This is a genomic window from Blautia massiliensis (ex Durand et al. 2017) (assembly GCF_001487165.1).
In the GTDB taxonomy this organism is placed as follows: domain Bacteria; phylum Bacillota; class Clostridia; order Lachnospirales; family Lachnospiraceae; genus Blautia_A; species Blautia_A fusiformis.
In genome coordinates, this window is record NZ_LN913006.1 from 3485510 (window position 1) to 3512494 (window position 26985).

Here is a 26985-nt window from a genome sequence, read left to right on the forward strand (position 1 = left end):
AATTTAAAAGATGCAATCGTATAATAAAAGCATAGTTCGGACAGGAGTTGTTGGAACGTAAAAAAACAGTAAGTTATAATAGTGAATATAAATTTAGGAGGTAATTGTTACTATGGCAAAGAGCAGATTAGTAGGCAGCTATCCGGTTATCGGTATCAGACCAACCATCGACGGACGTAGAGGAGCCCTCGATGTAAGAGGATCTCTGGAAGATCAGACTATGAACATGGCCAAATCCGCAGCAAAGCTTTTCGAGGAGAACCTGAAATATTCAAATGGTGAGCCTGTAAAAGTTGTTATTGCTGATACCACCATCGGACGTGTTGGTGAGAGCGCTGCATGTGCGGATAAATTCCGTAAAGAGGGTGTAGATATCACTCTTACAGTTACACCATGCTGGTGCTACGGAGCTGAGACCATGGATATGGATCCACAGACCATCAAGGCTGTATGGGGATTCAACGGAACAGAGAGACCTGGTGCTGTATATCTGGCATCCGTTCTTGCTACACATGCACAGAAGGGCCTTCCGGCATTCGGTATCTACGGACATGACGTTCAGGAAGCTGACGACACATCCATTCCGGAAGACGTTAAAGAGAAACTGTTAAGATTCGGCCGTGCAGCAGTTGCAGCTGCATCCATGAGAGGTAAATCCTACCTGCAGATCGGTTCTGTAACAATGGGTATCGGCGGATCTATCATCGATTCTGATTTCATCGAGTCCTATCTCGGAATGAGAGTTGAGTCTGTTGATGAGGTAGAGATCATCCGTCGTATGACAGAGGGTATCTACGATCATGAAGAGTTTGAGAAAGCTCTCAAATGGGCAAAAGAGACCTGCAAGATCGGCTGGGACAAGAACCCGGAAGAGCTTCAGTTCTCACCAGAGAAGAAAGAGGAGCAGTTCGAGTTTGTTGTTAAGATGGCAGTTATCATCAAAGAGCTGATGAACGGCTGTGATAATCTTGCTCCGGAATTCTCCGAGGAAGCAATCGGACACAATGCTCTTGCAGCTGGATTCCAGGGCCAGAGACAGTGGACAGACTTCTATCCGAACGGTGACTTCGCAGAGGCTATGCTGAACACATCCTTCGACTGGAATGGCGCTCGTGAGCCGTACATCCTTGCTACAGAGAACGACGTTCTCAACGGACTTGGAATGCTGTTCATGAAACTTCTTACAGGACGTGCTCAGATCTTCGCTGATGTTCGTACATACTGGAGCCCGGAGGCAGTTAAGAAAGCTACAGGATATGACCTTGAGGGTGTTGCCAAAGAAGCTGGCGGATTCCTTCATCTGATCAACTCCGGTGCTGCTTGCCTGGATGCTAACGGACAGGCTAAAGAGGCTGACGGAACACCAGTTATGAAACAGTGGTGGGATGTTACAGAGGCAGACCAGAAAGCAATCATGGACAATACAGAGTGGTGTATGGCCGACAACGGATACTTCCGTGGAGGCGGATACTCCAGCCGTTATGAAACACGTGCTCAGATGCCTGCAACTATGATCCGTCTGAACCTTGTAAAAGGACTTGGACCGGTTCTTCAGATCGCAGAGGGATGGACAGTAGCCCTTCCGGAAGAGGTATCTGACAAGCTTTGGAAACGTACAGATTACACATGGCCATGTACATGGTTCGCTCCAAGATGCGATGGCAAAGAGGGACCGTTCAAAACAGCTTACGATGTAATGAACAACTGGGGTGCTAACCACGGTGCGATCTCCTACGGACACATCGGTGCAGACCTGATCACAATGTGTTCTATGCTGAGAATCCCGGTATCCATGCACAACGTTCCTGAGAAGGATATCTATCGTCCGGCAGCTTGGAACGCATTCGGTATGGAAAAAGAGGGTGCAGACTTCCGCGCTTGCAAGAACTATGGACCACTTTACAAATAAATCATATTGTTAAGATAACGGAATATCAAATCCTCCGGCATGCATGTGCCGGAGGATTTTTTTGTGCCGTGGTATATGGATAGTTGGGAAATATACTGTTCGGATCTACGGAAAAAAGTTATAATAGAAAAAGATATATATGAATACGGGAGGTTACGTAGATGAAATATATACAGCTGAACAATACAGATCTGAACATCAGTCCTATCTGCCTCGGAACAGCAGGATTTGGAGATAAATCAGACCTGGAAAAAAGCTTTGAGATTCTGAACGCATTTGTACGCGCAGGTGGAAATTTTATTGATACGGCAAATGTCTATTGCAAATGGCTAAAAGGACATGGAAACTGCAGTGAGCAGATCATAGGAAAATGGCTGAAAGAGAGTGGCATGCAGGGAAAAGTTATTGTGGCAACGAAGGGCGCGCACTATTCCTTTGAGGATCCGGGCCGCAGCAGAGTGAACAAAGAAGATATCCGCATGGACCTGGATGAGAGCTGCCGTACACTGGGAAAAGATGAGATGGATTTTTACTGGCTTCACAGAGATGATCCGGAGAAACCGGCGGAGGAAATCGTGGATATTCTGGAAGAATTGAAAAAAGAAGGCCGGATCCGTTATTATGGATTTTCCAATTACCGCACAGAGAGGCTGAAAGAAATTGCTCAGTGTCTGAGAGAACGAAATCTTTCAGGGATCACAGCAGTATCCAATCAGTGGAGTCTTGCAGGAATCAATCCCGGAGGAAATACAAATCCGGATCCTACACTTGTGGAGTTTTCCAGAGAAGAATATCAGTGGCACTGTGAGACAGGTGCTGCTGCCGTTCCGTTTTCTTCCACTGCAATGGGATTTTTTTCAAAACTTCAGAAAATGGGGCTTTCCTGTACAGATGCAGAGGTGGATGCATCCTGGATGCGGGAGAAGGAAACACAGATCACAGGTCTTTCAGAAAGTATGAAAAGATCCTACTGGAACGAGACAAACCTTCGCACCTATCAGAAGCTGTTAAAGCTGCAGAAAGAAACTGGCCACAGCCTGCAGGCCCTGTCTTTGGCATACTTTTTCCATCAGCCATTCCAGACTGTGCCTGTAACCGGCGTCAGCAATCCTTCACAGCTAAAAGATGTACTGGATGCCTGTGAGATCGATCTTGCACCGGAACTGTTCGGAGGCTGGGTGAGCGCAGGAGGTGATCGATGAAACTGATCCATTTATCAGACCTTCACCTAGGAAAACGAGTCAATGAGTTTTCCATGATCGAAGATCAGAAATATATTTTGAACGAAATCCTGAGGATCATTGATGAAGAAGCACCGGATGGGATCCTTCTCGCCGGTGATCTTTATGACAGACCGGTTCCTTCGGCGGAGGCAGTGCAGCTTTTTGACCGGTTTCTTACCAGGCTTGCAAAACGGAAGATCCCGATGTATGCCATCAGCGGAAATCATGACAGTGCGGAAAGGATCGCTTTCGGTTCACAGATCATGAGCAGCAGCGGGATCTGTATGTCCCCGGTATACGATGGAAAAACAGAAAAGTACTGTTTAACGGACAGCTATGGAGAAGTTTGGATCCATCTGCTTCCATTTGTGCGTCCGGCAACTGTGAGGCACGGACTGGAAGGAGAAGAAGAGGTGGATGAGATCCGTACCTACCAGGAGGCAGTGCAGGCGGCAGTTGCACATATGGAGATTGATAAACGTTATCGCAATGTATTGATCGCCCATCAGTTTGTGGTCGGTGCCATGCGCTGCGATTCTGAAGAGATCTCCGTTGGAGGTGTCGATCAGGTGGAGGCAGATGTGTTCCGGGATTTTGACTATGTGGCACTTGGCCATATCCACAGTCCTCAGAATGTGGGAAGCGAGCACGTCCGCTACTGCGGAACTCCTTTGAAATATTCTTTTTCCGAGGCAGGACAGCAGAAATCCGTGACAGTTGTGGAGCTTCTGGAAAAAGGAAATCTCAGGATCAGGGAGATTCCGCTGAAGCCTCTTCGGGATATGCGAAAACTGAAAGGCACATACATGGAGATCACATCACTGTCTAGTTATCAGGACACAAACACAGAGGATTATGTGCAGATCACGCTGACAGATGAAGAAGATATCGTAGATGGAATGCAGAAGCTCCGTACTGTTTATCCGAATCTGATGAGGCTGGAATATGATAACCGACGTACAAGAGAAAACCAGGAAATCGCAGGTACAGAAACGGTGAAAAGGAAATCCGAGCTGGAATATTTCGAGGAATTTTTTGAACTGCAGAATAACCAGCCCATGAATGAAGAACAGCGGAAATATTCCGAAGACCTGATCCGTAAGATCCAGGAGGTGAAACAATGAGACCGAAAAAACTGACCATCAGTGCCTTCGGGCCCTATGCGGACAAAACAGAGATTGATTTTTCAAAGCTTGGAGAGGGAGGTCTCTACCTGATCACCGGTGACACCGGAGCGGGAAAAACCACGATCTTTGATGCGATCACCTTTGCGTTATATGGAAGAGCCAGTGGAGAGGTAAGAGATCCGGCCATGTTTCGGAGCAAATATGCAGAGCCTTCCACAGAGACCTTTGTGGAGCTTGTTTTTTCCTATCAGGGAAAAAATTATCACGTGCGCCGGAGTCCGGAATATATGGCTCCGAAAAAAAGAGGCACCGGACAGACTCTTAGAAAAGCTGAAGCACAGCTGATCTATCCGGATGAACGTCAGCCGGTGACAAAGGCAAAAGATGTTACTGCGGCAGTGGAACAGCTTCTGGGACTGAGTTATGATCAGTTCACACAGATCGCAATGATCGCCCAAGGGGATTTCCAGAAATTACTTCTGGCAGGAACTACACAGAGAGGAGAGATCTTCCGACAGCTCTTTCACACAGGACTTTATCAGCAGATTCAGATGAAACTTAAGGATGCGTCAATAGCCAGATATAAGGAATATGATGAAATGCGCCGCAGTATTGCCCAGTATTTGGATGGAGTGAAAACGGAGACTGCTTCATGGCAGGAGGCAGAGGAATTTGACGAACTGAAAAAGATAAAATTCGAGGGAAAACTGGAGCGGAGTCTGGAACTTCTGAAGCAGTTTCTGGAATATGGTGAAGCACAGGAAAAAGAGCTCCGGGAAAAAGAAGACTCGCTTAATCAGGATATACGAAAAGCAGAAGAGGCACAAAATCTTGTGGCTCAGAAACGAAATCTGGAGCTGAAAAAGAAAAAAGCGGAAAAAGATCTGGAAGAATTAACACCACTTCTACAGCTTGCAGTAGAAGAGGCGGAAAAATATAAAGATGCAGATCACAGATGTGAAGAGCTTGGAATCAGGATCCGTGAAAAAGAAGAAAAGCTGAAAAAATATCAGGAGCTGGAAAAGCTGAAAAAAGAGCTGGAAACAATCGAAGGAAAGCTTGAAACAGTCAGTGAAAAAAAAGAGAATGATATTTCCGAAGAGCAGCTTTTGCAGAAAAAAGATGAGGAAGAAAAAAAACGCCTTTCAATACTGGCAGATGCAGGAGAAGAACTACAAAAATACAAGTTTGAGTACGATAAACTGGACAGTGAAAAACGAAGCTATGACAGCTGTCTGCTGACGGAAGAAGAGATCAAAAAAGAACAGAAACAGATAGATGGATGGCAGGAAGAAATCATCCGGAAAGAAACGCAGCAGAAGGAAGAGCTGGAGCAGCAAAAGAAAGACAAGGCGCTGTTGGACAGCGCGGAGCTGGAACTTCAGAAGGCAGAGACGAAAAAGACAGAAGGGCTTCGGAAAAAGAAAGAATTAGAAGGACTGATTGCTCTGGTTAAGGAGTTTCAAGGGGCTTATAATGCCACGAAAGAGCAGCAGGAAAAATATAAGATTTCCATTGAAAAAGTACAAAAGCAGAGAGAAGTTTACCAGAAACTGTTTCAGAGTTTTCTGGACGCGCAGGCAGGGCTCCTGGCGCAGGAACTGAAAGAGGGCTGCCCATGCCCGGTATGTGGTTCTTTCGAGCATCCGCGTCCGGGAATACTTCCCAAAGGACAGGTTGTGGATCAGGAAATCCTGGACAGAGAGAAACAAAAACTGGACAGACTGGAGAATGACGCAAATACGCAGAGTGTGGAAGCAGGAAAACGAAAAGAACGCCAGAAAACATTATGGCATCAGATCCAGAGGGAGGCACAAGAGCTTTTACATGAGACGGAATGGAAAAAGCTGATCCCTTTGCTGAAAGAAAAACAGGACCAATGTGAAAAGCAGCTGGCAGACAGCGAGGAAGAGATTCGCATAGCAATAGAACGTAAAAAAAAGAAGAACGAAACAGAAACGTGGATCGAAAAGCTGGAAACAGAGATCGTTCAGTTACAGGAAGAGAAAAATCAATGTGACAGAAAACAGGCCGGTCTTCAGACAAGAGACGTGGAAAACAAAAAGCAGCAGCAGATAACAGCAGAAGAGATCCGAAAACTGATTCAGAAAAGTCTGGTGGCAGGAAATGGAGAAGTGACGGACAACACAGCTGCAGGATTTGAAAGACAGATACAGGATATGCTCAGCTGCCTGTCAGAAAAAGTTCAGGGAAAGGAAAAAGAAGCAAAACAGAAACAGGATCTTGAGAAGCTGATCATAGAAAGAGAAAAGACTCTGAAAGAACTGGGAAGAGTTATCAATGAAGCTGCACAGGACATCGTACGTCTGGAAACAGAGAGGAAGAACAAAGCACAGAAAGTGGATGAGCTGAACGAAGAGATCGGAGAAGGTGGAAAAGAATCGCTGGAACAGGAAATAAAAACACAGAGGAAGCTGTATGAAGAGCTGAAAGAAAGCAGCAGAAGAGCTCAACAGAAATTACAGGAGATCCGGGCGGAAAAGGAAAGAATAACAGCGGTTGTAAAAAACTTTGAGGAGCAGAAAAAAGAAATCGGAGAAGTAGATGAGGATGCGCTCAGAGAGCAGTACAGCCGTTTTAGGGAAGAGAAAACACAGCTTTCGGAAAAACGAAAAGCACTTTTTTCTGTTCAGAAGGGAAATGAGGAAATATATCAGAAAGTGCAGGTACGTCAGACGGAAATGACTGCGGCGGAAAAAGAATATGCATGGATCAGGAATCTTTCGGATACAGCCAATGGAAAACTGAACGGAAAGGCAAAGATCGAGCTGGAAACCTATATCCAGATGGCATATTTTGACCGGATCCTGCGAAGAGCCAATCTCCGTCTTATGACCATGAGCAGCGGCCAGTACGAGCTGAAACGCCAGGAACAAAGCAAAAATCAGAAAGAAAAAGCAGGTCTTGATCTGAATGTCATTGATCACTATAACGGAACGGAACGAAGCGTAAAGACATTGTCCGGTGGGGAATCCTTCCAGGCATCGTTATCCCTGGCGTTGGGACTTTCCGATGAGATCCAGGCTTCAGCCGGGGGAATCCGGCTGGATTCCATGTTTGTGGATGAAGGATTCGGTTCTCTGGATGAGGAGTCTCTGGAGCAGGCATTAAAAGCGCTGAACAGCCTTGCAGATGGCAGACGTCTGGTAGGGATTATTTCCCATGTTTCCGAGCTGAAGGAACGAATTGACAATAAGATCATCGTTACCAAGCAATGTGGCGGAGAAGGTGTGGGAAGCAGTATCCGGATACAGTAACGCAGAAATAAGATAAAAATAAGATAAAAAAACTCCGGCCGGGATGACATATATATGTATCGTCCTGGTCGGAGCTTCTTATATAGCTTTTTATTTATACAGAAGGTATGTTATCAGAGAATCAGTTTTTCTGATAATTTTTCTTCTGTTCCTTCTTGGCTTCGCAGGTAAGCTCAACACCAAGCTTACGGAAGCTGATCACATCCACATCGGAAAGCATTACGGAAGTATGAGCCTGGCATCCACGGAGATTCGGGATCTGTTCCAGGGCAAGGCGTGCGGCATCGCTGGTTGCGGCACTCATGGAAAGGGCGATCAGGATCTCATCAATGTGAAGACGTGGATTCTTGCTTCCCAGATATTTGGTCTTCAGCTGCTGGATCGGATGGATGGCATCCGGAGAGATCACATGAAGCTCGTGATCGATTCCTGCCAGCTCTTTCAGGGCATTGAGAAGAAGCGCAGCGGATGCGCCGAGAAGATCGGAGGTTTTTCCGCATACGATCTTTCCGTCAGGAAGTTCCAGAGCGGCGGCAGGGCCATTGGTTACTTTTTCTTTTTCGAGGGCAGCCGGAACAACCTTACGGTCAGTGAGCTCTGCATGTGCCTGCTGGAGAAGAAGCTCGATCTTACGTACCTCATTCTCTGTGCCGGAGCCGGAAACCAGAGCGTTCATGCTCTTATAATAACGGCGGATGATCTCCTGGCGGGAAGCCTCCTGGCATACTTCATCGTCAACGATGCAGTTACCTGCCATGTTGACACCCATATCTGTCGGGGATTTATAAGGGCAGCTGCCCATGATCTTCTCAAACATGGCCTGTACAACAGGGAAAACTTCTACGTCACGGTTGTAGTTGACGGTAGTTTTGCCGTAAGCCTCCAGATGGAACGGGTCGATCATGTTGACATCGTTCAGATCTGCAGTGGCAGCTTCGTAGGCAAGGTTTACCGGATGTTTCAGAGGAAGGTTCCAGATCGGGAAGGTCTCAAATTTTGCATAGCCGGCTTTTACTCCTCGTTTGTATTCGTGGTAAAGCTGGGAAAGGCAGGTTGCCATCTTTCCACTTCCTGGTCCCGGTGCTGTGATCACGACTAGAGGTCTGGTAGTTTCAATATAATCATTCTTTCCATAACCCTCGTCACTTACAATAAAGGAAGTGTTGCTTGGATAGCCGGGGATCAGGTAAAGCTTGTAGACACGGATTCCCAGTTTCTCCAGACGTTTTTTGAAGAGATCGGCACTTTCCTGGCCGGAGTACTGTGTGATGCATACGCTTCCCACATACAGGCCACGGCTTGAAAACTCATCCATAAGACGGAGTACATCTTCGTCATAGGTGATCCCAAGATCGCCACGTATTTTATTCTTGTCAATGTCATTGGCACTGATAACAATAACGATCTCCGCCTGATCAGAAAGCTGCATCAGCATGCGGAGCTTGCTGTCCGGTTCAAAACCCGGAAGAACACGGGATGCATGGTAGTCGTCAAACAGTTTGCCGCCGAATTCAAGATAAAGCTTGTTGCCGAACTGACCGATTCTTTCACGGATGTGTTCTGACTGCATTTTCAGATATTTGTCATTATCAAAACCTATTTTCATTTGTCTGATTTCCTCTCCTCTTTAATTTTCCAATTCACTGGGAACAGTATACTACAACTTTACGTTCACTGGCAATATCCAATGCGGTGTTTTTTCGATGGTATTTTTGTAATCTCGCAGTTGATTTATATGGTTTTTCTCTTTATAATAAAGAAATGACAAGAGGAGGAAAAAAATGAATAATCAACTGAATAATGATCAGGACGGGAAGCGACCTGACAACAAAGATCCCAGGCAGGGATCAGGTAAAAATCATCAGTCGATTCTGGCTTTTCTGATATGCCTCCTGGTCACACTGGTGTGTTTCGCGTTGTTTACCAATATGCTGAAGGATAACAGCAGTGAGATCTCCTATGATAAATTTATCGATATGGTGGATAAGGACCAGGTTAAGGAAGTAACGATCCAGTCCAGTACATTGACGATCGTACCCAAGAAAAAGAATTCCAAGTACGAGGATATGAGCTATTACACCACGAAGACCGAAGACAGTACAGCACTTACCAAGAGACTGGAAGGAAAGGGAATCAAGTTTGAGACCGATCCGCCGGATGTTTTTGGTGAATTTGTTGCAATGATCCTGAGCGTGGTTCTGCCGACACTGCTTCTGTTCGGACTTCTGATGTTCTCCATGCGCCGCATGAACAAAGGCGGCGGGATCATGGGCATGGGCGTAGGCAAGAGCAAAGCCAAGGCATATGTGCAGCAGGAAACGGGCGTTTCCTTTAAGGATGTGGCAGGTCAGGATGAAGCCAAGGAATCTCTCCAGGAAGTTGTGGATTTTCTTCACAACCCCGGAAAATACACAGCCATCGGAGCCAAGCTGCCTAAGGGCGCACTTCTTGTAGGCCCTCCGGGAACCGGTAAGACATTACTTGCCAAGGCAGTTGCAGGTGAAGCGCAGGTGCCGTTCTTCTCTCTTTCCGGCTCGGAATTTGTGGAGATGTTTGTGGGCGTGGGTGCCTCACGTGTCCGTGACCTTTTCGAGGAAGCCAAGAAGAATGCTCCGTGTATCGTATTTATCGATGAAATCGATGCCATTGGTAAAAGCCGTGATTCCCGCTATGGCGGCGGAAATGATGAGCGTGAGCAGACATTGAACCAGCTGCTTGCGGAGATGGATGGCTTTGATACATCTAAGGGACTTCTGATCCTTGCTGCGACCAACAGACCGGAGGTTCTTGATCCGGCTCTTCTCCGTCCGGGACGTTTTGACAGACGTGTGATCGTTGACAGACCGGATCTTAAAGGAAGGGTGGATATCCTGAAGGTACATGCCAAGAACGTGCTTCTGGATGACACCGTTGATTTTGAAGCTGTTGCACTTGCAACTTCCGGTGCGGTAGGTTCTGATCTTGCCAATATGATCAATGAGGCTGCGATCCTTGCAGTCAAGAAGGGACGTAAAGCTGTATCACAGAAGGACCTGGAAGAATCCGTAGAAGTAGTTCTGGTGGGAAAAGAGAAGAAGGACCGTATCTTAAGCAAACAGGAACGCCGGATCGTATCCTACCATGAAGTCGGACACGCACTGGTAAATGCACTCCAGAAGGATGCGGAGCCTGTACAGAAGATCACCATCGTACCCCGTACCATGGGAGCACTGGGTTACGTTATGCAGGTACCTGAGGAAGAAAAATATCTCAACACCAAGAAAGAACTGAAAGCTATGCTGGTAGGCTATCTTGGCGGACGTGCTGCTGAGGAGATCGTTTTTGACACAGTCACTACAGGTGCTGCCAATGATATTGAGCAGGCTACCAAGGTGGCCAGAGCCATGATCACACAGTATGGTATGTCTGAGAAGTTCGGACTGATGGGACTTGCTACACAGGAGAATCAGTATCTCAGCGGAAGAGCAGTTTTAAACTGTGGTGATGATACCGCAACAGAGATCGATCATGAGGTGATGAAGCTTCTCCACCATTCCTATGAGGAAGCCAAGAGGATCCTTGGAAGTCACAGAACAGAGATGGATAAGATCGCGGAATATCTGATCCGCAAGGAAACCATTACAGGTAAAGAGTTCATGAAGATCCTCCGTGCAGTTCAGCAGGGCCTGGATATCCCGGAGGATCTGGATGATCTGGTACTTTCCGAGGATGAAAAAGAAGTGTCCAATAAACAGGACATTGAAACGATTGTAGAAAATAACGAGACTGCAAAAAGTACGGAATCGGTTCAGTTCAGACCGGAGATATCCGGACAGGAACTGACAGAGGATATGCAGGCACCGGAGAAAACAGAAGAATCTGCTCAGACAACAGATGCTGATCATACAGAAACAGAAGAAAAGCCGGGATCACAGGCATAAAACAGATCATAAGAAAACCGGGAGAAATCCCGGTTTTCTTATTACTGTAATAGTAAAACAGGAGAATAAAGTATGTTCATAATCGAGGAAGAATTAAAGAAGCTTCCGGCAAAACCGGGAGTTTATATCATGCATGGCGAGAAAGACGAGATCATCTATGTGGGAAAAGCCATAAGCCTTAAGAATCGTGTGCGCCAGTATTTCCAGAGCAGTCGTAATAAAGGTGCCAAGATTGAACGGATGGTTACACATATTACGAGATTTGAGTACATTATTACGGATTCGGAGCTGGAAGCCCTTGTGCTGGAGTGTAATCTTATCAAGGAACATCGTCCGAAATATAATACCATGCTCAAAGATGACAAGAGCTATCCGTTTATTAAGGTGACAGTTCATGAGCCATACCCGAGAGTGCTTTTTGCCAGGAGAATGAAAAAGGACAAGGCAAAATATTTTGGTCCCTATACAAGCGGCGGAGCAGTAAAGGACGTGATCGAACTGGTGCGAAAGCTGTATCAGGTGCGCTCCTGCAACCGCAGTCTTCCGAGAGATACCGGAAAGGACCGGCCCTGTCTGTACTATCATATGAAACAGTGCAAGGCACCCTGCCAGGGATATATCAGCCAGGAAGAATACCGGAAGAATATCAATAAGGTGATCAAATTTCTGAATGGAGATTTTCAGGACGCCATTAGTGAGCTGATGGAAAAAATGCAGAAAGCTTCGGAGGAAATGCGCTACGAAGATGCTATGGAATACCGGGACCTGATCAGCAGTATCCGGAAGATCGGGGAACGGCAGAAGATTACCGGCTACGGGCAGGAAGACAGGGACATCATTGCAGTAGCCATGGATGACAGTGAAGACCTCAGGGATCAGGATGCGGTTGTCCAGGTATTTTTTATCCGGGATGGCAGGCTGATCGGCAGAGATCATTTTTATCTCCGTGTGGCAAAAGGTGATACAAAGGCGCAGGTCCTTTCAAGCTTTCTGAAACAGTTTTATGCGGGAACGCCATTTATCCCATCTGAGATCATGCTGCAAAGTGAGATCGAAGATGCAGATATCATCGAGGAGTGGCTGTCAGGAAGAAGAAAGCAGAAGGTACACATCCGGGTCCCGAAGAAGGGAACCAAGGAAAAGCTGGTAGAACTTGCCCTGGAAAATGCCCGTATGGTACTTGCCAAGGACAGAGAACGGATCAGGCGGGAGGAAGGACGAACCATCGGAGCTGTTCACGAGGTGGAAGAATGGCTGGGACTGAAAAACGTGGTGCGCATGGAAGCTTACGATATTTCCAATATCAGTGGCTTTGAGTCTGTGGGATCCATGGTGGTTTATGAAAAAGGCCGTCCCAAACGAAGTGATTACCGTAAGTTCAAGATCAAATGGGTACAGGGACCCAACGATTATGCCAGCATGGAAGAGGTTCTGACCCGAAGGTTCACTCATGAGAGTAACGGAGAATTTGACAGCTTTGCAAGGCTTCCGGATCTGATCCTGATGGATGGTGGAAGAGGGCAGGTAAATATCGCTCTGAAGGTGCTGAATGAGCTTGGGATAAGCATCCCGGTCTGCGGTATGGTCAAGGACGATCATCATCGGACGAGAGGCCTGTATTTCAACAATGTGGAGATTCCTATTGACACATCCGGCGAAGGCTTTCGCCTGATCACCAGGATCCAGGATGAAGCCCACCGGTTTGCCATTGAATACCATCGTTCTCTCAGGAGCAGGGAACAGGTCCATTCTATCCTGGATGATATCCCGGGGATCGGTGATACCAGAAGGAAAGCCCTTCTGCGTAAATTTAAATCTGTGGAAAATATCCGGGATGCATCGGAGGAAGAACTGGCACAGACAGAGAGCATGAATGCCAGAAGCGCCCGTCAGGTCTATGAATTTTTTCATAAATCCTGATGCTGCATTGCAGTTTCAGCAGTGATTGTGTATAATTGAAGATAAGGTGTCTCACGCCCCGGTAAAACGGCAGTGAGAATGCAAACTTTCAGCGAAAAGGAGACAAAAGTATGAAGGGTGTACAGTTGACAAAGATGGTACAGGAACTGGAGCTTAATAATCTGACTCCGGAGATCGACCTGTCAGGCATCGTGATCAAGACTGCAGAGATCAACAGACCTGCGCTTCAGCTTACCGGATATCTGGAGCATTTTGCCAATGAACGAGTTCAGATCATCGGATATGTAGAGTATACGTATCTGATGCAGCTTAATGAGGAGGAGAGACGTTTTAAATATGAACGTTTCATTTCCAGCAAGATCCCATGTGTTATTTTCAGTACCATGACTCGTCCGTCTCAGGACATGATCGATCTGGCTGTTAAATATAATGTTCCGACATTCGTGACAGAAAGAACAACTTCCAGTTTTATGGCAGAGATCATCCGTTGGCTGGGCGTGCAGCTTGCACCATGTATTTCTATTCATGGTGTGCTGGTTGATGTTTACGGCGAGGGAATCCTGATCACAGGTGAGAGCGGTATCGGTAAGAGTGAGGCAGCCCTGGAGCTGATCAAGAGAGGTCATCGTCTTGTCAGTGATGATGTTGTTGAGATCCGTAAGGTCAGTGACGTAACACTGGTGGGATCTGCGCCGGATATCACACGTCACTTTATCGAACTTCGTGGTATCGGTATCATCGATGTAAAAACACTGTTCGGTGTTGAGAGCGTTAAGGATACCCAGTCTATCGATCTCGTGATCAAGCTTGAGGAGTGGGACAGAGACAAGGAATACGATCGTCTTGGACTGCATGAGGAGTATACAGAGTACCTTGGAAATAAGGTAGTATGCCATTCTCTTCCGATCCGTCCGGGCCGTAACCTGGCGATCATCGTTGAGGCAGCGGCTGTCAATCACAGACAGAAGAAGATGGGATACAATGCGGCAGAGGCTCTGTACAAGCGTGTACAGGCAAATCTTGCGAAAAAAAGAGAAAATCCGGATGACGAAGAATAAGAGAGGGTAAGAAATGGGAACATATTGTTTTGGAATCGATGTAGGTGGAACAACTGTAAAATGCGGACTTTTCCGTACGGATGGTACTCTTGTTGAGAAATGGGAGATTCCAACCCGTAAAGAAAACAATGGAGATCAGATCCTTCCTGATGTGGCAGCAGCAGTAAATGCCAAGATGGAAGAAAAGGGTATCTCCAAAGAGGAGGTGGAAGGCGTCGGGATCGGTGTTCCGGGACCGGTAAACTCCAAAGGCGAAGTATCACGTGCAGTAAATCTCTTCTGGGGATATAAGAACGTTGTGGGAGAGATGGAAGAACTTACAGGTCTTCATGCGGAAGCTGGAAATGACGCCAATGTAGCGGCATTGGGAGAGGCATGGAAGGGTGCTGCAGCAGGCTCCTCCGATGTGATCATGGTCACACTTGGAACAGGTGTAGGCGGTGGTATCATTGTTGATGGAAAGATCGTGACCGGACATCACGGAGCTGGCGGTGAGATCGGACATGCCAATGTGGATCATCATGAAACAGAATCCTGCAACTGCGGAAACAGGGGCTGTCTGGAACAGTATGCTTCTGCGACCGGAATTGTCCGCATGGCAAAAAAAGAGCTTGCAGCTTCCGGTGAGAACAGTGTTCTCAGAGATGCCGAAGAGATTTCAGCAAAAGCAGTTCTGGACGCATTTAAGGAGAATGATCCGGTAGCTGTAGCAACCATGGAAAAGGTCGGAGAGCAGCTGGGTGGTGCTCTTGCCATTATTTGCTGTGTGACAGATCCGGAGACCATTGTTATCGGCGGAGGAGTTTCCAAGGCCGGACAGCCGCTTATTGACTGTATCCGGAAATATTACAGAGAGTATGCTTTTGAATCCTGCAAGGATACTCCTATCGTGATCGCGACACTTGGCAATGATGCAGGAATCTACGGTGCAGCCAAGATGGTACTTTAACCGAACCAGGGAAGTACCCTGCTTCAATTGCGAAAAGTAATAAGCGGTGGGTGGGACTTGCCTGAACTGATAAACTGCGAGACAGTAAGAAGTTATTAAAAGTAAAAAAAGTGGTTTCCATATTTCAGGAAACCACTTTTTTTATATGTTGTTTATGAAAGATACCTATAATGGAGATCATTCATAATATTCTACCGGATCTTCGCCGGTGTCATCGCCACCGGTATCATTGCTGTTATCATAGCTGCCGTCATCACCACCGGTGTTGTCGTCTGTTCCGGAATTGTCAGTATCATCACCGGTATTATCGGAACCGTCATCGGAATTGTCAGTATTGTCAGTGTCGGTGCTGTCAGTACTGTCCGGAGCTGCGCTTGGAATCGCTTCAGCTGCTGCATCGGTATCGGCGTCCGTATCTTCGTTATAATAATAGTCCTCTTCATCGTAATCGCTGCTGCCGTAGAAATGCTGATCACAGTATTCGGTGGGAAGACTGGAGATATCAAAATACTCTGTGATAGTCGGGCATCCGGATCTGGGAAGAAGACCGGTTTCTGCGCAGACACTGGCTTTTTCCACACTGGAAGGCATATCGAAATCTCTGTCCTCCAGGCCCTCGTGGATACGGGTCATAACCTTTTTCCAGAGATTTTTGTGGAAGTTACGGGCATCTTCCGGAATTTTTTCGTTGTTGTCATAGCCGGACCATACTGCACAGGTGTAGTACGGTGTGTAGCCTACGAACCACAGGTCATTGTAGTCCTCTGTAGTACCTGTTTTTCCGGCTACAGTCATATTGTCCAACTGGCAGGCGGTACCGGTACCTTTTTTTACAACGTCTTCCATGGCGCTTGTAAGAAGATAAGCGGTACTGTCTTTGATCACAGATCTGGAAACGGAGGAGTTCTCGATCAGAACATTTCCGTCATGATCAAGGATCTGTGTATAATAGATCGGTTTGATATAGTTCCCGCCATTAGCAATGGCTGCATATGCAGCACAAAGTTCCACGTTCTTGACACCTTTGGTGATACCGCCAAGAGCAGTAGCCAGGTTGGCGTCACTCCAGATATTTCCGTTGGCATCTTTATCTGCCTCAGTTCCGTGAGCTAGTGTGGTGAAACCGAAATCATCCAGATATTTAAGGCCGAGAGCCGGGGTAACCTGCTCCAGGCATTTAACAGCTACAACGTTGATAGAATTCTGGATCGCTTTGCGGATGGTGGTCTCGCCGCCGTAGCTTCTTGAGGCGTTGTTGACAGGAGATCCGTCCGGGTATTCGTAAGGCTCATCCATAAAGGTTGTAGCAAGGGTATCGCCTTTTTCGTTCAACGCCGGTGCATAGGTGGAAACGATCTTAAAGGTAGAACCAGGCTGTCTGGTCGTATCAGTGGCACGGTTCAGAGTCAGGCTGGCTGTTTTTTCACCACGGCCTCCGATCAGGGCTTTTACGTAACCGGTATGCTGGTCAATGACAGTCATGGAAGACTGTGGCTGTGGCGCAAAGTTTACACGCTCAGATACTACGGTGCTTCCGTCTGCCAGGATGTTAGCCTTGTATTGATCCACATACTGCTGACCTTCTTCAGGAGAATCAAAGAGAAGATCAAATTCCGGATCCTGATCACGGAAATACAGCTGCAGCATTTCTTTGCTGTAGTTTGTCTGTTTTCCATCCGGGCTTTGTACAGTCAGTGCATAATCCAGTTCATACTGAACATTGGCCGGATAGTTATCAGGGTTTGCATATTCCTCATCAAGGATCTGCTGCATGTTGGAATCCAGGGTTGTCATGATCTTCAGACCACCGCTGTAAAGAAGATTGGTAGCCTGTGTCTTGGTATATCCTTTAATGTTCATCAGGTCGCTGATGACCTGATTGGTAACCTCATCTTCGAAATACGTGTAAACAGTACTTTCTTCTTCGGTGTTCTCAAGCTGTGCGGCCTGGATACGGGAATAAACGTCATCATTCAGTGCTGCATTATATTCATCCTGTGAGATGTAATTCTGATCCAGCATGTGATCCAGGACTTCCTTACGTCTCTTGGAGTTTGCTTTTGGATTGGTGATCGGATTGAATTTGGTAGGGTTCTGTGTGATGCCGGCAAGGGTGGCACATTCAGAAAGATTCAGATCCCATACGTCTTTGTTAAAGTATTTTTTGGAAGCGGCCTGTACACCGTAGGAACCTGCACCCAGGTTAATGGTATTCAGGTAATTCTCAAGAATTACATTTTTGTCATATTTTTTTTCAATCTGTACAGCAAGGTACTGCTCCTGGAACTTACGTGTGAAACGTTCCAGCTGTGTGGATTCGTTGGTCCAGTCAGTGAAAACATTATTCTTCAGAAGCTGCTGTGTGATGGTACTGGCACCCTCGGAAAAGTTACCGGTGGTGATCGCCTTCATTCCGGCACGTGCGATACCGCGGACATCAATACCGTTATGTTCATAAAAACGCTCATCCTCAATGGCTACCACTGCATGCTGCAGACTGACCGGGATCTGGTCCAGGGAGACCGGAAGACGGTTGGATGTAGGGGCTGAAAGCTGTCGGATCTGTGTTCCCTGGTCATCATACAGGAAGGTTGCATATCCGAGAGGTGAAATATCCACATCGTTGACGTCAGGTGCTCCGGCGATCACGCCCCGGAAGGAGCCGATACCAAGGCAGACAACCATGACGCAGACTGCGATCAGAGCTGTAAATAAAACCCGGATAAACGAAACATGTGCTCTTTTTTCCAGCATGGAAGTACGGGAGATCAGAGCATTCCGCTTCTTGGAAGTGGATCTTTTTCCGTAGTTCATAATATTCCTCCTTTATAATCCGTTTCATTATAACAAATATGAGATGCCAAATAAAGCCTTAAAAAAAATTTCACAATTCATGATATCTTATACATTGTGCAATGAAGATAATTATTATACAATAAAGAAAACTCTGCCTGAAACAGAGGGTTGGATATAGATAACGGAGGCGTAAACCATGCTGGAACATTATAAAACCATATACGAAGGCGGCGAAGGCGAACTTGTGGAAAAAAAATCCCGTTTCATCGCAACCGTCCGTCCTGTGGAAACAGAAGAAGAGGCCCTTGCCTTTATCGAAGAAATGAAAAAAAAATACTGGGATGCACGTCATAACTGCTATGTATATTCCGTAGGGATGAACCGGGAAGCCACCCGCTGCAGTGATGACGGAGAACCATCCGGAACAGCCGGAAGGCCTATGCTGGATGTGCTTCTGGGAGCCGGGATCTATAATGCGGCCATTGTGGTGACCAGATATTTTGGAGGTGTCCTTCTTGGGACAGGAGGGCTTGTGCGGGCATATTCCGGTGCAGTCCAGGCTGGACTGGCGGCAAGTACCGTCATTGAGAAGCATCATGGAATCTCTCTTCAGGTGACGACGGATTATACAGGGATCGGAAAGATCCAGTATATCGCAGGAGAAAGAAGTTTGCCGATCCTGGATTCCGAATATACCGACAAGGTTGTCCTGAAGCTTCTTGTGCCGGATGATCAGGTCGAAGAGGTGAAGAAGGCGATCACAGAAGGAACAAACGGAAGAGCCGGACTTGAGAAGGATGCAGAACTGTATTTTGCGAAAGTAAACGGAGAAGTGAAGACCTTCGAAAAGTAAAAGAAAAGAGAATGTCAGTATAAAAATACCCCGGGAAGAGGGCAGATGATCTGTGTTACAGTCTGCTCTTCGCGGGGCTTTTTTATTTCAGAAAATTATTCCTGTTAGCATTTCTCCGGTTCCGGATAATCCACACCAAAGGTATCAACAGTCATGGAGCTGATCTTCTGCTCGTCAAGAGGACGGTCACTGTAGTCCGTGTCTGTCTCTGCGATAGCATTTACAACATCCATGCCCTCAATGATCTGACCGAATGCAGCATAGCTTCCGTCAAGATGCGGAGCAGCCTTGTGCATGATAAAGAACTGGCTTCCGGCAGAGTTCGGATTCATGGCTCTTGCCATGGAGAGAACACCTGGTGTATGCTTCAGGTCGTTTTTGAAACGGTTCTGGGAGAACTCACCCTTGATGCTGTATCCCGGGCCACCCATACCGGTTCCGTCCGGGCATCCGCCCTGGATCATAAAGCCGTTGATGACACGGTGGAAGATCAGGCCGTCATAAAAGCCTTTTTTTACAAGGCTGATGAAGTTATTTACTGTGTTCGGGGCAACTTCCGGATATAATTCCGCTTTCATTACATCGCCATTATCCATTGTGATGGTAACGATAGGATTTGCCATAGTTTTCGCACTCCTTTTCAAAAAGTATTGTATTTCGCTGTTCGCTCTATTATAATATGCAAAGAATAATTGTGCAAGAAAAAGGTGGAAAATATGGTCATAGAAACGCATGATCCTGAGGAAACATTCGAGGTCGGAAGGACGATCGGAATGAATGCGAAGCCGGGACAGATCTACACACTGACAGGCGATCTGGGAGTTGGAAAAACCGTGTTCACACAGGGAGTGGCAGCAGGTCTTGGAATTACAGAACCTGTAAACAGCCCTACGTTTACCATTATCCAGGAATATGAAGACGGACGTCTGCCATTTTATCATTTTGATGTATATCGTATCGGGGATCTGGAAGAAATGGAAGAGATCGGATACGATGATTATTTTTTCGGGCAGGGAATCTGTCTGATCGAATGGGCGGAACTCATTGAGGAGATCCTGCCGGAAAAAAGGATTGAAGTTACCATTGAAAAAGATCTTGAGAAGGGCTTTGAATACAGAAAGATCACCATTGAGGAGAGAGGAGAAAAGACAGAATGAGAGTTTTGGCACTGGACAGTTCCGGAATCGTGGCATCCGTAGCCGTTGTGGAGGACGATATACTGGTAGCGGAATATACAGTTAATTATAAGAAAACACATTCCCAGACTCTTCTTCCCATGCTGGATGAGATCGTGAAGATGACAGAGCTGGATCTGAAGACGATTGACGCTATTGCGGTAGCCAAGGGACCGGGCTCTTTTACCGGACTCCGTATTGGCTCTGCCACAGCCAAGGGACTTGGACTTGCCCTTGACAAACCCCTGGTCGGGATTCCGACTGTGGAGGCACTGGCCTATAATCTCTATGATGTAAACGGACTGATCTGTCCGATCATGGATGCCAGAAGAAAGCAGGTTTATACGGGAATCTATCGTTACGAGGATCACAGGCTCATGACGGTAAAGGATCAGATGGCAGTGGGAATTGAGGAGTTTCTTTCCATGCTGAATGAGATGGGAGAAGCCGTAACATTCCTCGGAGACGGAGTCCCGGTATTTAAAGATATCATCGCAGATAAGCTTACTGTACCGTTTTCTTTTGCACCGGCCCATCTTTCCAGACAGAGAGCAGGTGCTGTAGGTGCACTTGGTGTCCTTTATTATAAAGAAGGCAGAACCGAGACAGCGGCTGAGCACAAACCGGATTATCTCCGTGTTTCACAGGCTGAGCGGGAGCGTGCCCAGAAACTGAAAAAAGGATCAGAAGGGGAAAACGCATGATCTTAAGAGAAATGCTTGTGGATGATCTGGATCAGGTTATGGAGATCGAAGAGGAACTTTTTTCAGTCCCCTGGACAAAAGAGGGATTTCTGACATTTCTTATGAAAGAGAACGGGATGTTTCTTGTTGTGGAAGAAAAGGGCCGGATCCTGGGATATTGTGGTCTTCTTACGGTGCTGGATGAGGGGGATGTGACCAATGTGGCTGTCCGCAGAGACCGTCAGAGAGAGGGAATCGGAAATTTCCTTATGGAAAGTATGATCCGTCTGGCAGAAGAGCGTGGGATCACCATGATTCATCTGGAGGTCCGGGCAGGAAATGAGACTGCGATCCGGCTTTATGAACGTCAGGGATTTGTGCGAGATGGCCTGCGAAAGGGATACTATACAGATCCCACAGAGGATGCTGTTCTTATGACACGCACCACAGTTTCTGAATAGGCTTACCCGGGAGAGGTACTTGTCTGTACGGGATAAGTATGCTAAACTTTGCCACAGAACAGGAAAAGAGGAAAAATATGTTAGATGTTTGTTTACTTGGCTGCGGAGGAATGATGCCGCTGCCACGCAGATGGCTTACCGCACTGATGACCCGTTATAACGGCAGCAGTCTGATGATCGATTGCGGGGAAGGCACTCAGGTGGCCATTAAAGAAAAGGGCTGGAGCTTCAAGCCTATTGATGTGATCTGTTTTACCCATTATCATGGGGATCATATCAGCGGACTTCCGGGACTCCTTTTGACTATGGGAAATGCAGACCGCACAGAACCGCTGACTCTGGTAGGCCCAAGAGGACTGGAACGTGTGGTAAGCGCACTTCGTGTGATCGCACCGGAGCTGCCCTTTGAAATTAAATTTATCGAGATCACGAAACCGGAGGAAGTTCTGGAACTGAATGGGTACCGGATCACTGCATTTCGGGTGAACCATAATGTTACCTGCTATGGCTATACCCTTGAGATCCTGCGCCAGGGAAAATTTTCTCCTGATAGTGCCAGAGAGCATGAGATCCCGCTGAAATTCTGGAATCCGCTGCAGAAGGGACAGACTGTGGAGGATGAAGGAAGGATCTACACACCGGATATGGTGCTTGGTCCGCCAAGAAAAGGGATCAAGCTTACCTATACCACAGATACCAGACCGACAGAGTCTATTTTACGTAATGCAAAAGGTTCCGATCTTTTTATCTGTGAGGGAATGTACGGTGAAGATGACAAGATCGAAAAGGCAAAAGGCTACAAACACATGACGTTTCGTGAAGCGGCCACTCTTGCCCGTGATGCGGAAGTGGGGGAAATGTGGCTGACCCATTACAGCCCTTCTCTGGTACGTCCGGATGATTACATGGATACAGTACGTGAGATCTTTCCGAAGGCATGGCCGGGAAAAGACGGGAAGAGTGTGGAACTGAATTTTGAAGAGGATTGAAAAAATGAAAGATACATTAATTCTTGGTATTGAGAGCTCCTGTGATGAAACGGCAGCTTCCGTTGTAAAAAATGGAAGGACTGTCTTATCAAACGTGATTTCCTCACAGATCGAGATCCATAAACTGTACGGAGGTGTTGTACCGGAGATCGCCTCCAGAAATCATATAGAAAGGATCAACCAGGTCATCCAGGAAGCGCTGGACGAGGCAAATGTCACTCTGGATGATATTGATGCTATCGGTGTAACCTATGGACCGGGGCTTGTCGGTGCACTTCTTGTAGGTGTGGCAGAAGCCAAGGCTATTGCCTATGCAAGAAACCTGCCACTGGTAGGCGTGCATCATATAGAAGGCCATGTTTCTGCCAATTATATTGAGCATCCGGATCTGGAACCGCCGTTTCTCTGTGCCATTGTATCCGGTGGACACACCCATCTTGTTATTGTGAAGGACTACGGCCAGTTTGAGATCCTGGGCCGAACCAGAGACGATGCGGCAGGTGAGGCATTTGATAAGGTTGCACGTGCCATTGGGCTGGGATATCCGGGAGGACCGAAGATCGATAAGCTGGCAAAGGAAGGAAATCCGGACGCTATCGAGTTTCCACGTGCAAAAATCGGCGAAAATCCATATGATTTCAGCTTCAGCGGCGTGAAGTCCGCAGTTCTTAATTATTTAAACGGGGCAAAAATGAAAGGTGAGGAAGTAAACCGTGCAGATATCGCGGCATCCTTCCAGAAGGCGGTTGTTGACGTACTGGTAGAGCATACCATGCAGGCAGCAGCTGATTTTGGCATGAAAAAGGTTGCCATTGCAGGAGGTGTTGCTTCCAACGGAGCACTTCGCACTGCTATGGAAAAAGCATGTACAGAACGTGGATACAAATTTTACCGTCCGTCACCGATCTTCTGTACGGATAACGCAGCGATGATCGGTGTGGCAGCTTACTATGAATATATCAGGGGAACACGCCACAGCTGGGATCTGAATGCGGTTCCGAACCTGAAGCTTGGCGAAAGATAAAAGAATCCGGGGTAATTGATCATGGGAGAGTGCAGAAATACAGCTATTGTCCTGGCAGCAGGCCAGGGAAAGAGAATGCACAGCAAAATACAGAAGCAGTTTATGGAGCTTGACGGGATGCCGGTGCTCTGTTATTCTCTGCGCTGTTTTCAGGAAAGTCCGCTGATCAGGGATGTGATCCTGGTAACAGGGGAGGAGTATGTTTTCTGGTGCAAAGAAGAAATCGTGGAAAAATATGGTTTTACAAAGATTTCTGCTGTAGTATCCGGCGGAAAAGAACGGTACGATTCTGTTTATGAAGGACTTCGTGCGTGTAAAGACACAGAGTATGTGCTGATCCATGACGGTGCCAGACCATTTATTGATCATGGGATCATTGAAAGAGGACTTATGGCAGCAGCACAGACAGGTGCCAGTGTTACAGGCATGCCTTCCAAGGATACAGTTAAGATCGCAGATGAGGATGGGAATGTCAGTGAAACTCCGGATCGCAGCAGTGTATGGATCGTCCAGACTCCGCAGATCTTTCAGTACCCACTGATCTATGGCGCATATACCAGCATTCGGCAGAAGGAAATGACAGGAATTACAGATGATGCCATGGTTGCAGAACATGAGACCGGGGTGAAGATCCGCTTTTCAGAAGGTTCTTATCGCAATATCAAGATCACAACACCGGAAGATCTGGTGGTTGCGGAGGCATTTTTGAAGGAAAACAGAGAGTAGAATAGAGAGTAGAACAGAGAGTAGAACAGGGTGAAAATCCCGGTAAATATGGACATATAGCAGAAATTGAAGCTATATGTCCAATTTTTTGAAAAAAATATCAAATTTGTTATTGACAGGGGAGATATTTGATGATAGAATACAACATGCGCTGACAAAACAGCACAAAAAATGTTGAAAAACATTATATGGAGAGATATCGAAGTGGTCATAACGAGGCGGTCTTGAAAACCGTTTGTCCGCAAGGGCGCGTGGGTTCGAATCCCACTCTCTCCGTTTGTCAAATACAGAATAAAAACTTTTTAAAAAAGTTAAAAAAGTACTTGACAACATAAAAGATACGAGATATAATATCACCTGTCGCTGAGAACGGCAGAGATAAATATCGGAACTACTTAGTAAGTAGGGCAATTTGGAGAAGTACCCAAGCTGGCCGAAGGGGCTCCCCTGGAAAGGGAGTAGGTCGTTAACGCGGCGCGAGGGTTCAAATCCCTCCTTCTCCGTTTTGATTTTTTTGAAGACTAAATACTTCAAAAAAATTAAAAAAGTTCTTGACAAGCAGTTGAGAATGAGATAAAATGAACAAGCTGTCCGAGAGACAGACACAACAAACCTTGATAACTAAACAGTGAAACACATACGATTCTCGAAAATTTCTTTACATTTAAAGAACGGTTTAAACAAACCAAAAGCAGTAAAAACGAGAGATAGCCAAACGGTTGTCTTGAGTAAAAGATTCAAACACTTTATCAGAGAGTTTGATCCTGGCTCAGGATGAACGCTGGCGGCGTGCTTAACACATGCAAGTCGAACGGGAAACCTTTTATTGAAGCTTCGGCAGATTTAGATTGTTTCTAGTGGCGGACGGGTGAGTAACGCGTGGGTAACCTGCCTTATACAGGGGGATAACAGTCAGAAATGACTGCTAATACCGCATAAGCGCACAGAGCTGCATGGCTCGGTGTGAAAAACTCCGGTGGTATAAGATGGACCCGCGTTGGATTAGCTAGTTGGTGAGGTAACGGCCCACCAAGGCGACGATCCATAGCCGGCCTGAGAGGGTGAACGGCCACATTGGGACTGAGACACGGCCCAGACTCCTACGGGAGGCAGCAGTGGGGAATATTGCACAATGGGGGAAACCCTGATGCAGCGACGCCGCGTGAAGGAAGAAGTATCTCGGTATGTAAACTTCTATCAGCAGGGAAGAAAATGACGGTACCTGACTAAGAAGCCCCGGCTAACTACGTGCCAGCAGCCGCGGTAATACGTAGGGGGCAAGCGTTATCCGGATTTACTGGGTGTAAAGGGAGCGTAGACGGATGGACAAGTCTGATGTGAAAGGCTGGGGCTCAACCCCGGGACTGCATTGGAAACTGCCCGTCTTGAGTGCCGGAGAGGTAAGCGGAATTCCTAGTGTAGCGGTGAAATGCGTAGATATTAGGAGGAACACCAGTGGCGAAGGCGGCTTACTGGACGGTAACTGACGTTGAGGCTCGAAAGCGTGGGGAGCAAACAGGATTAGATACCCTGGTAGTCCACGCGGTAAACGATGAATGCTAGGTGTCGGGGAGCAAAGCTCTTCGGTGCCGCCGCAAACGCATTAAGCATTCCACCTGGGGAGTACGTTCGCAAGAATGAAACTCAAAGGAATTGACGGGGACCCGCACAAGCGGTGGAGCATGTGGTTTAATTCGAAGCAACGCGAAGAACCTTACCAAGTCTTGACATCCCTCTGACCGGAACTTAATCGTTCCTTTCCTTCGGGACAGAGGAGACAGGTGGTGCATGGTTGTCGTCAGCTCGTGTCGTGAGATGTTGGGTTAAGTCCCGCAACGAGCGCAACCCCTATCCCCAGTAGCCAGCGGTTCGGCCGGGCACTCTGAGGAGACTGCCAGGGATAACCTGGAGGAAGGCGGGGATGACGTCAAATCATCATGCCCCTTATGATTTGGGCTACACACGTGCTACAATGGCGTAAACAAAGGGAAGCGAACCTGCGAGGGTGGGCAAATCCCAAAAATAACGTCCCAGTTCGGACTGTAGTCTGCAACCCGACTACACGAAGCTGGAATCGCTAGTAATCGCGGATCAGAATGCCGCGGTGAATACGTTCCCGGGTCTTGTACACACCGCCCGTCACACCATGGGAGTCAGTAACGCCCGAAGTCAGTGACCTAACCGCAAGGAAGGAGCTGCCGAAGGCGGGACCGATGACTGGGGTGAAGTCGTAACAAGGTAGCCGTATCGGAAGGTGCGGCTGGATCACCTCCTTTCTAAGGAAAAAGTAGAGAAAAAGAATGTGTTTTACTGTTTAGCTATCAAGCTGAGATATTTCTGGTGCCGATGCGGTTGGGGGACACACCCGTTCCCATCCCGAACACGACGGTTAAGACCCAATCGGCCGATGGTACTGCACTGGAGACGGTGTGGGAGAGCAGGTGGGCGCCAGATCAAAAAAAGAAGAACAGGGCAACCTGATGAGATAGATGCTGGTTTTACCAGTGATCTGAGAGAAAAAGCTATTTTCCTTTCAGATGGCTGATAAAACATCAGTCAGCATTGTACCTTGAAAACTGCATACATGAGATTTGATTAAGTTAATCAAATATCCTTAAACGCAAAGTATTAAGAAATTAATGCAAACGCAAAGATAGGAAGACATCGATTTATCTGTTATTGAACAGAGTAATCAAACACATGTCGGAAGATACGAGAGTATCGGAAGACACGAGAATCAAGAGACCGCATCACCTACGCTAGGGTGATGAAGCGAAAGGTCAAGCAATAAGGGCACAGGGCGGATGCCTTGGCACTAAGAGCCGATGAAAGACGTGATAAGCTGCGAAAAGCTTCGGGGAGGAGCAAATATCCCGTGATCCGGAGATGTCTGA

18 protein-coding genes, 2 tRNA genes and 3 rRNA genes are annotated in these 26985 nt (G+C 47.0%); 20 read left to right on the forward strand and 3 right to left on the reverse strand.

Annotation, left to right across the window (positions count from 1 at the left end):
• The first annotated feature begins 112 nt into the window (after positions 1–112).
• The 4 genes from BN3261_RS16880 (at position 113) to BN3261_RS16895 (ending at position 7537) form a co-directional block, all read left to right on the forward strand.
• Positions 113–1909 (forward strand): L-fucose isomerase, encoded by a 1797-nt coding sequence (locus BN3261_RS16880; RefSeq protein WP_015525941.1) that lies wholly within the window; start codon positions 113–115, stop codon positions 1907–1909.
• A gap of 161 nt (positions 1910–2070) precedes the next feature.
• Positions 2071–3111, forward strand: a complete 1041-nt coding sequence (locus BN3261_RS16885) for an aldo/keto reductase (RefSeq protein ID WP_059086820.1) — start codon at positions 2071–2073, stop codon at positions 3109–3111.
• On the forward strand, positions 3108–4256 hold the full coding sequence (locus BN3261_RS16890; RefSeq protein WP_059086821.1) for an exonuclease SbcCD subunit D: 1149 nt from the start codon (positions 3108–3110) through the stop codon (positions 4254–4256). The genes BN3261_RS16885 and BN3261_RS16890 overlap by 4 nt, the downstream gene beginning before the upstream one ends.
• Positions 4253–7537: an SbcC/MukB-like Walker B domain-containing protein gene (locus BN3261_RS16895; RefSeq protein ID WP_059086822.1), complete on the forward strand. Its 3285-nt coding sequence runs from the start codon at positions 4253–4255 to the stop codon at positions 7535–7537. The genes BN3261_RS16890 and BN3261_RS16895 overlap by 4 nt, the downstream gene beginning before the upstream one ends.
• 121 nt (positions 7538–7658) lie before the next feature.
• On the opposite strand, the gene BN3261_RS16900 is transcribed toward BN3261_RS16895, so the two are convergent.
• Positions 7659–9143 carry a DUF1846 domain-containing protein gene (locus BN3261_RS16900; RefSeq protein WP_059086823.1) on the reverse strand — a complete coding sequence of 495 codons (1485 nt, stop codon included), beginning with the start codon at positions 9141–9143 and terminating at the stop codon, positions 7659–7661.
• Between the two features lie 175 nt (positions 9144–9318).
• Here BN3261_RS16900 and ftsH point away from each other — a divergent pair, with 175 nt between their 5' ends.
• The 4 genes from ftsH to BN3261_RS16920 all read left to right on the forward strand — a co-directional run bounded on the left by ftsH (position 9319) and on the right by BN3261_RS16920 (position 15384).
• On the forward strand, positions 9319–11457 hold the full coding sequence (ftsH, locus tag BN3261_RS16905) for an ATP-dependent zinc metalloprotease FtsH (RefSeq protein WP_059086824.1): 2139 nt from the start codon (positions 9319–9321) through the stop codon (positions 11455–11457).
• Positions 11458–11529: 72 nt separating this feature from the next.
• Positions 11530–13377 carry an excinuclease ABC subunit UvrC gene (gene uvrC / locus BN3261_RS16910; RefSeq protein WP_059086825.1) on the forward strand — a complete coding sequence of 616 codons (1848 nt, stop codon included), beginning with the start codon at positions 11530–11532 and terminating at the stop codon, positions 13375–13377.
• Between the two features lie 110 nt (positions 13378–13487).
• On the forward strand, positions 13488–14435 hold the full coding sequence (hprK, locus tag BN3261_RS16915; RefSeq protein WP_021651515.1) for an HPr(Ser) kinase/phosphatase: 948 nt from the start codon (positions 13488–13490) through the stop codon (positions 14433–14435).
• Positions 14436–14448: 13 nt separating this feature from the next.
• A complete protein-coding gene (locus BN3261_RS16920) occupies positions 14449–15384 on the forward strand; it encodes an ROK family glucokinase (protein WP_021651514.1) in 936 nt (311 codons plus the stop codon).
• A gap of 177 nt (positions 15385–15561) precedes the next feature.
• On the opposite strand, the gene BN3261_RS16925 is transcribed toward BN3261_RS16920, so the two are convergent.
• Positions 15562–18198 (reverse strand): transglycosylase domain-containing protein, encoded by a 2637-nt coding sequence (locus BN3261_RS16925; RefSeq protein WP_059086826.1) that lies wholly within the window; start codon positions 18196–18198, stop codon positions 15562–15564.
• Between the two features lie 178 nt (positions 18199–18376).
• Between BN3261_RS16925 and BN3261_RS16930 the strand changes: the two genes are divergently transcribed.
• Positions 18377–19033, forward strand: coding sequence for a YigZ family protein (locus tag BN3261_RS16930; protein ID WP_022426677.1), 657 nt, complete (start codon positions 18377–18379; stop codon positions 19031–19033).
• 104 nt (positions 19034–19137) lie between these two features.
• On the opposite strand, the gene BN3261_RS16935 is transcribed toward BN3261_RS16930, so the two are convergent.
• Positions 19138–19656, reverse strand: coding sequence for a peptidylprolyl isomerase (locus tag BN3261_RS16935; RefSeq protein ID WP_021651510.1), 519 nt, complete (start codon positions 19654–19656; stop codon positions 19138–19140).
• A 93-nt stretch (positions 19657–19749) separates the two neighbouring features.
• On the opposite strand from BN3261_RS16935, the gene tsaE reads away from it, so the two are divergent.
• The 11 genes from tsaE to BN3261_RS16990 all read left to right on the forward strand — a co-directional run.
• A complete protein-coding gene (gene tsaE / locus BN3261_RS16940; RefSeq protein WP_015525922.1) occupies positions 19750–20190 on the forward strand; it encodes a tRNA (adenosine(37)-N6)-threonylcarbamoyltransferase complex ATPase subunit type 1 TsaE in 441 nt (146 codons plus the stop codon).
• On the forward strand, positions 20187–20912 hold the full coding sequence (gene tsaB / locus BN3261_RS16945; RefSeq protein ID WP_059086827.1) for a tRNA (adenosine(37)-N6)-threonylcarbamoyltransferase complex dimerization subunit type 1 TsaB: 726 nt from the start codon (positions 20187–20189) through the stop codon (positions 20910–20912). Before tsaE ends, tsaB begins: the two co-directional genes overlap by 4 nt.
• The gene (gene rimI, locus BN3261_RS16950) at positions 20909–21352 is read left to right on the forward strand and encodes a ribosomal protein S18-alanine N-acetyltransferase (RefSeq protein ID WP_059086828.1); all 444 of its coding nucleotides are present in this window, start codon (positions 20909–20911) and stop codon (positions 21350–21352) included. The genes tsaB and rimI overlap by 4 nt, the downstream gene beginning before the upstream one ends.
• 77 nt (positions 21353–21429) lie before the next feature.
• Positions 21430–22341, forward strand: a complete 912-nt coding sequence (locus BN3261_RS16955) for a ribonuclease Z (protein ID WP_015525919.1) — start codon at positions 21430–21432, stop codon at positions 22339–22341.
• A gap of 4 nt (positions 22342–22345) precedes the next feature.
• On the forward strand, positions 22346–23365 hold the full coding sequence (tsaD, locus tag BN3261_RS16960; RefSeq protein ID WP_015525918.1) for a tRNA (adenosine(37)-N6)-threonylcarbamoyltransferase complex transferase subunit TsaD: 1020 nt from the start codon (positions 22346–22348) through the stop codon (positions 23363–23365).
• Between the two features lie 21 nt (positions 23366–23386).
• Positions 23387–24091, forward strand: coding sequence for a 2-C-methyl-D-erythritol 4-phosphate cytidylyltransferase (gene ispD / locus BN3261_RS16965; protein WP_059086829.1), 705 nt, complete (start codon positions 23387–23389; stop codon positions 24089–24091).
• A gap of 190 nt (positions 24092–24281) precedes the next feature.
• Positions 24282–24367 (forward strand) — tRNA-Ser (locus BN3261_RS16970).
• 138 nt (positions 24368–24505) lie between these two features.
• Positions 24506–24594 (forward strand) — tRNA-Ser (locus tag BN3261_RS16975).
• A 243-nt stretch (positions 24595–24837) separates the two neighbouring features.
• Positions 24838–26367, forward strand: a 16S ribosomal RNA gene (locus tag BN3261_RS16980).
• 60 nt (positions 26368–26427) lie between these two features.
• Positions 26428–26545: ribosomal RNA gene (gene rrf, locus BN3261_RS16985) — 5S ribosomal RNA — on the forward strand.
• Positions 26546–26869: 324 nt separating this feature from the next.
• A 23S ribosomal RNA gene (locus tag BN3261_RS16990) occupies positions 26870–26985 on the forward strand; the annotation flags it as partial.

What these genes read in the sequence shown, in the direction of transcription:
- BN3261_RS16900 (WP_059086823.1), bottom strand. Translation starts at nt 9,143, where the DNA reads ATGAAAATAGGTTTTGATAATGACAAATATCTGAAAATGCAGTCAGAA.
- tsaE (WP_015525922.1), top strand. Translation starts at nt 19,750, where the DNA reads ATGGTCATAGAAACGCATGATCCTGAGGAAACATTCGAGGTCGGAAGG.
- BN3261_RS16930 (WP_022426677.1), top strand. Translation starts at nt 18,377, where the DNA reads ATGCTGGAACATTATAAAACCATATACGAAGGCGGCGAAGGCGAACTT.
- BN3261_RS16920 (WP_021651514.1), top strand. Translation starts at nt 14,449, where the DNA reads ATGGGAACATATTGTTTTGGAATCGATGTAGGTGGAACAACTGTAAAA.
- BN3261_RS16925 (WP_059086826.1), bottom strand. Translation starts at nt 18,198, where the DNA reads ATGAACTACGGAAAAAGATCCACTTCCAAGAAGCGGAATGCTCTGATC.
- ftsH (WP_059086824.1), top strand. Translation starts at nt 9,319, where the DNA reads ATGAATAATCAACTGAATAATGATCAGGACGGGAAGCGACCTGACAAC.
- BN3261_RS16885 (WP_059086820.1), top strand. Translation starts at nt 2,071, where the DNA reads ATGAAATATATACAGCTGAACAATACAGATCTGAACATCAGTCCTATC.
- rimI (WP_059086828.1), top strand. Translation starts at nt 20,909, where the DNA reads ATGATCTTAAGAGAAATGCTTGTGGATGATCTGGATCAGGTTATGGAG.
- BN3261_RS16935 (WP_021651510.1), bottom strand. Translation starts at nt 19,656, where the DNA reads ATGGCAAATCCTATCGTTACCATCACAATGGATAATGGCGATGTAATG.
- BN3261_RS16955 (WP_015525919.1), top strand. Translation starts at nt 21,430, where the DNA reads ATGTTAGATGTTTGTTTACTTGGCTGCGGAGGAATGATGCCGCTGCCA.
- BN3261_RS16880 (WP_015525941.1), top strand. Translation starts at nt 113, where the DNA reads ATGGCAAAGAGCAGATTAGTAGGCAGCTATCCGGTTATCGGTATCAGA.
- BN3261_RS16890 (WP_059086821.1), top strand. Translation starts at nt 3,108, where the DNA reads ATGAAACTGATCCATTTATCAGACCTTCACCTAGGAAAACGAGTCAAT.
- hprK (WP_021651515.1), top strand. Translation starts at nt 13,488, where the DNA reads ATGAAGGGTGTACAGTTGACAAAGATGGTACAGGAACTGGAGCTTAAT.
- tsaB (WP_059086827.1), top strand. Translation starts at nt 20,187, where the DNA reads ATGAGAGTTTTGGCACTGGACAGTTCCGGAATCGTGGCATCCGTAGCC.
- uvrC (WP_059086825.1), top strand. Translation starts at nt 11,530, where the DNA reads ATGTTCATAATCGAGGAAGAATTAAAGAAGCTTCCGGCAAAACCGGGA.
- BN3261_RS16895 (WP_059086822.1), top strand. Translation starts at nt 4,253, where the DNA reads ATGAGACCGAAAAAACTGACCATCAGTGCCTTCGGGCCCTATGCGGAC.
- ispD (WP_059086829.1), top strand. Translation starts at nt 23,387, where the DNA reads ATGGGAGAGTGCAGAAATACAGCTATTGTCCTGGCAGCAGGCCAGGGA.
- tsaD (WP_015525918.1), top strand. Translation starts at nt 22,346, where the DNA reads ATGAAAGATACATTAATTCTTGGTATTGAGAGCTCCTGTGATGAAACG.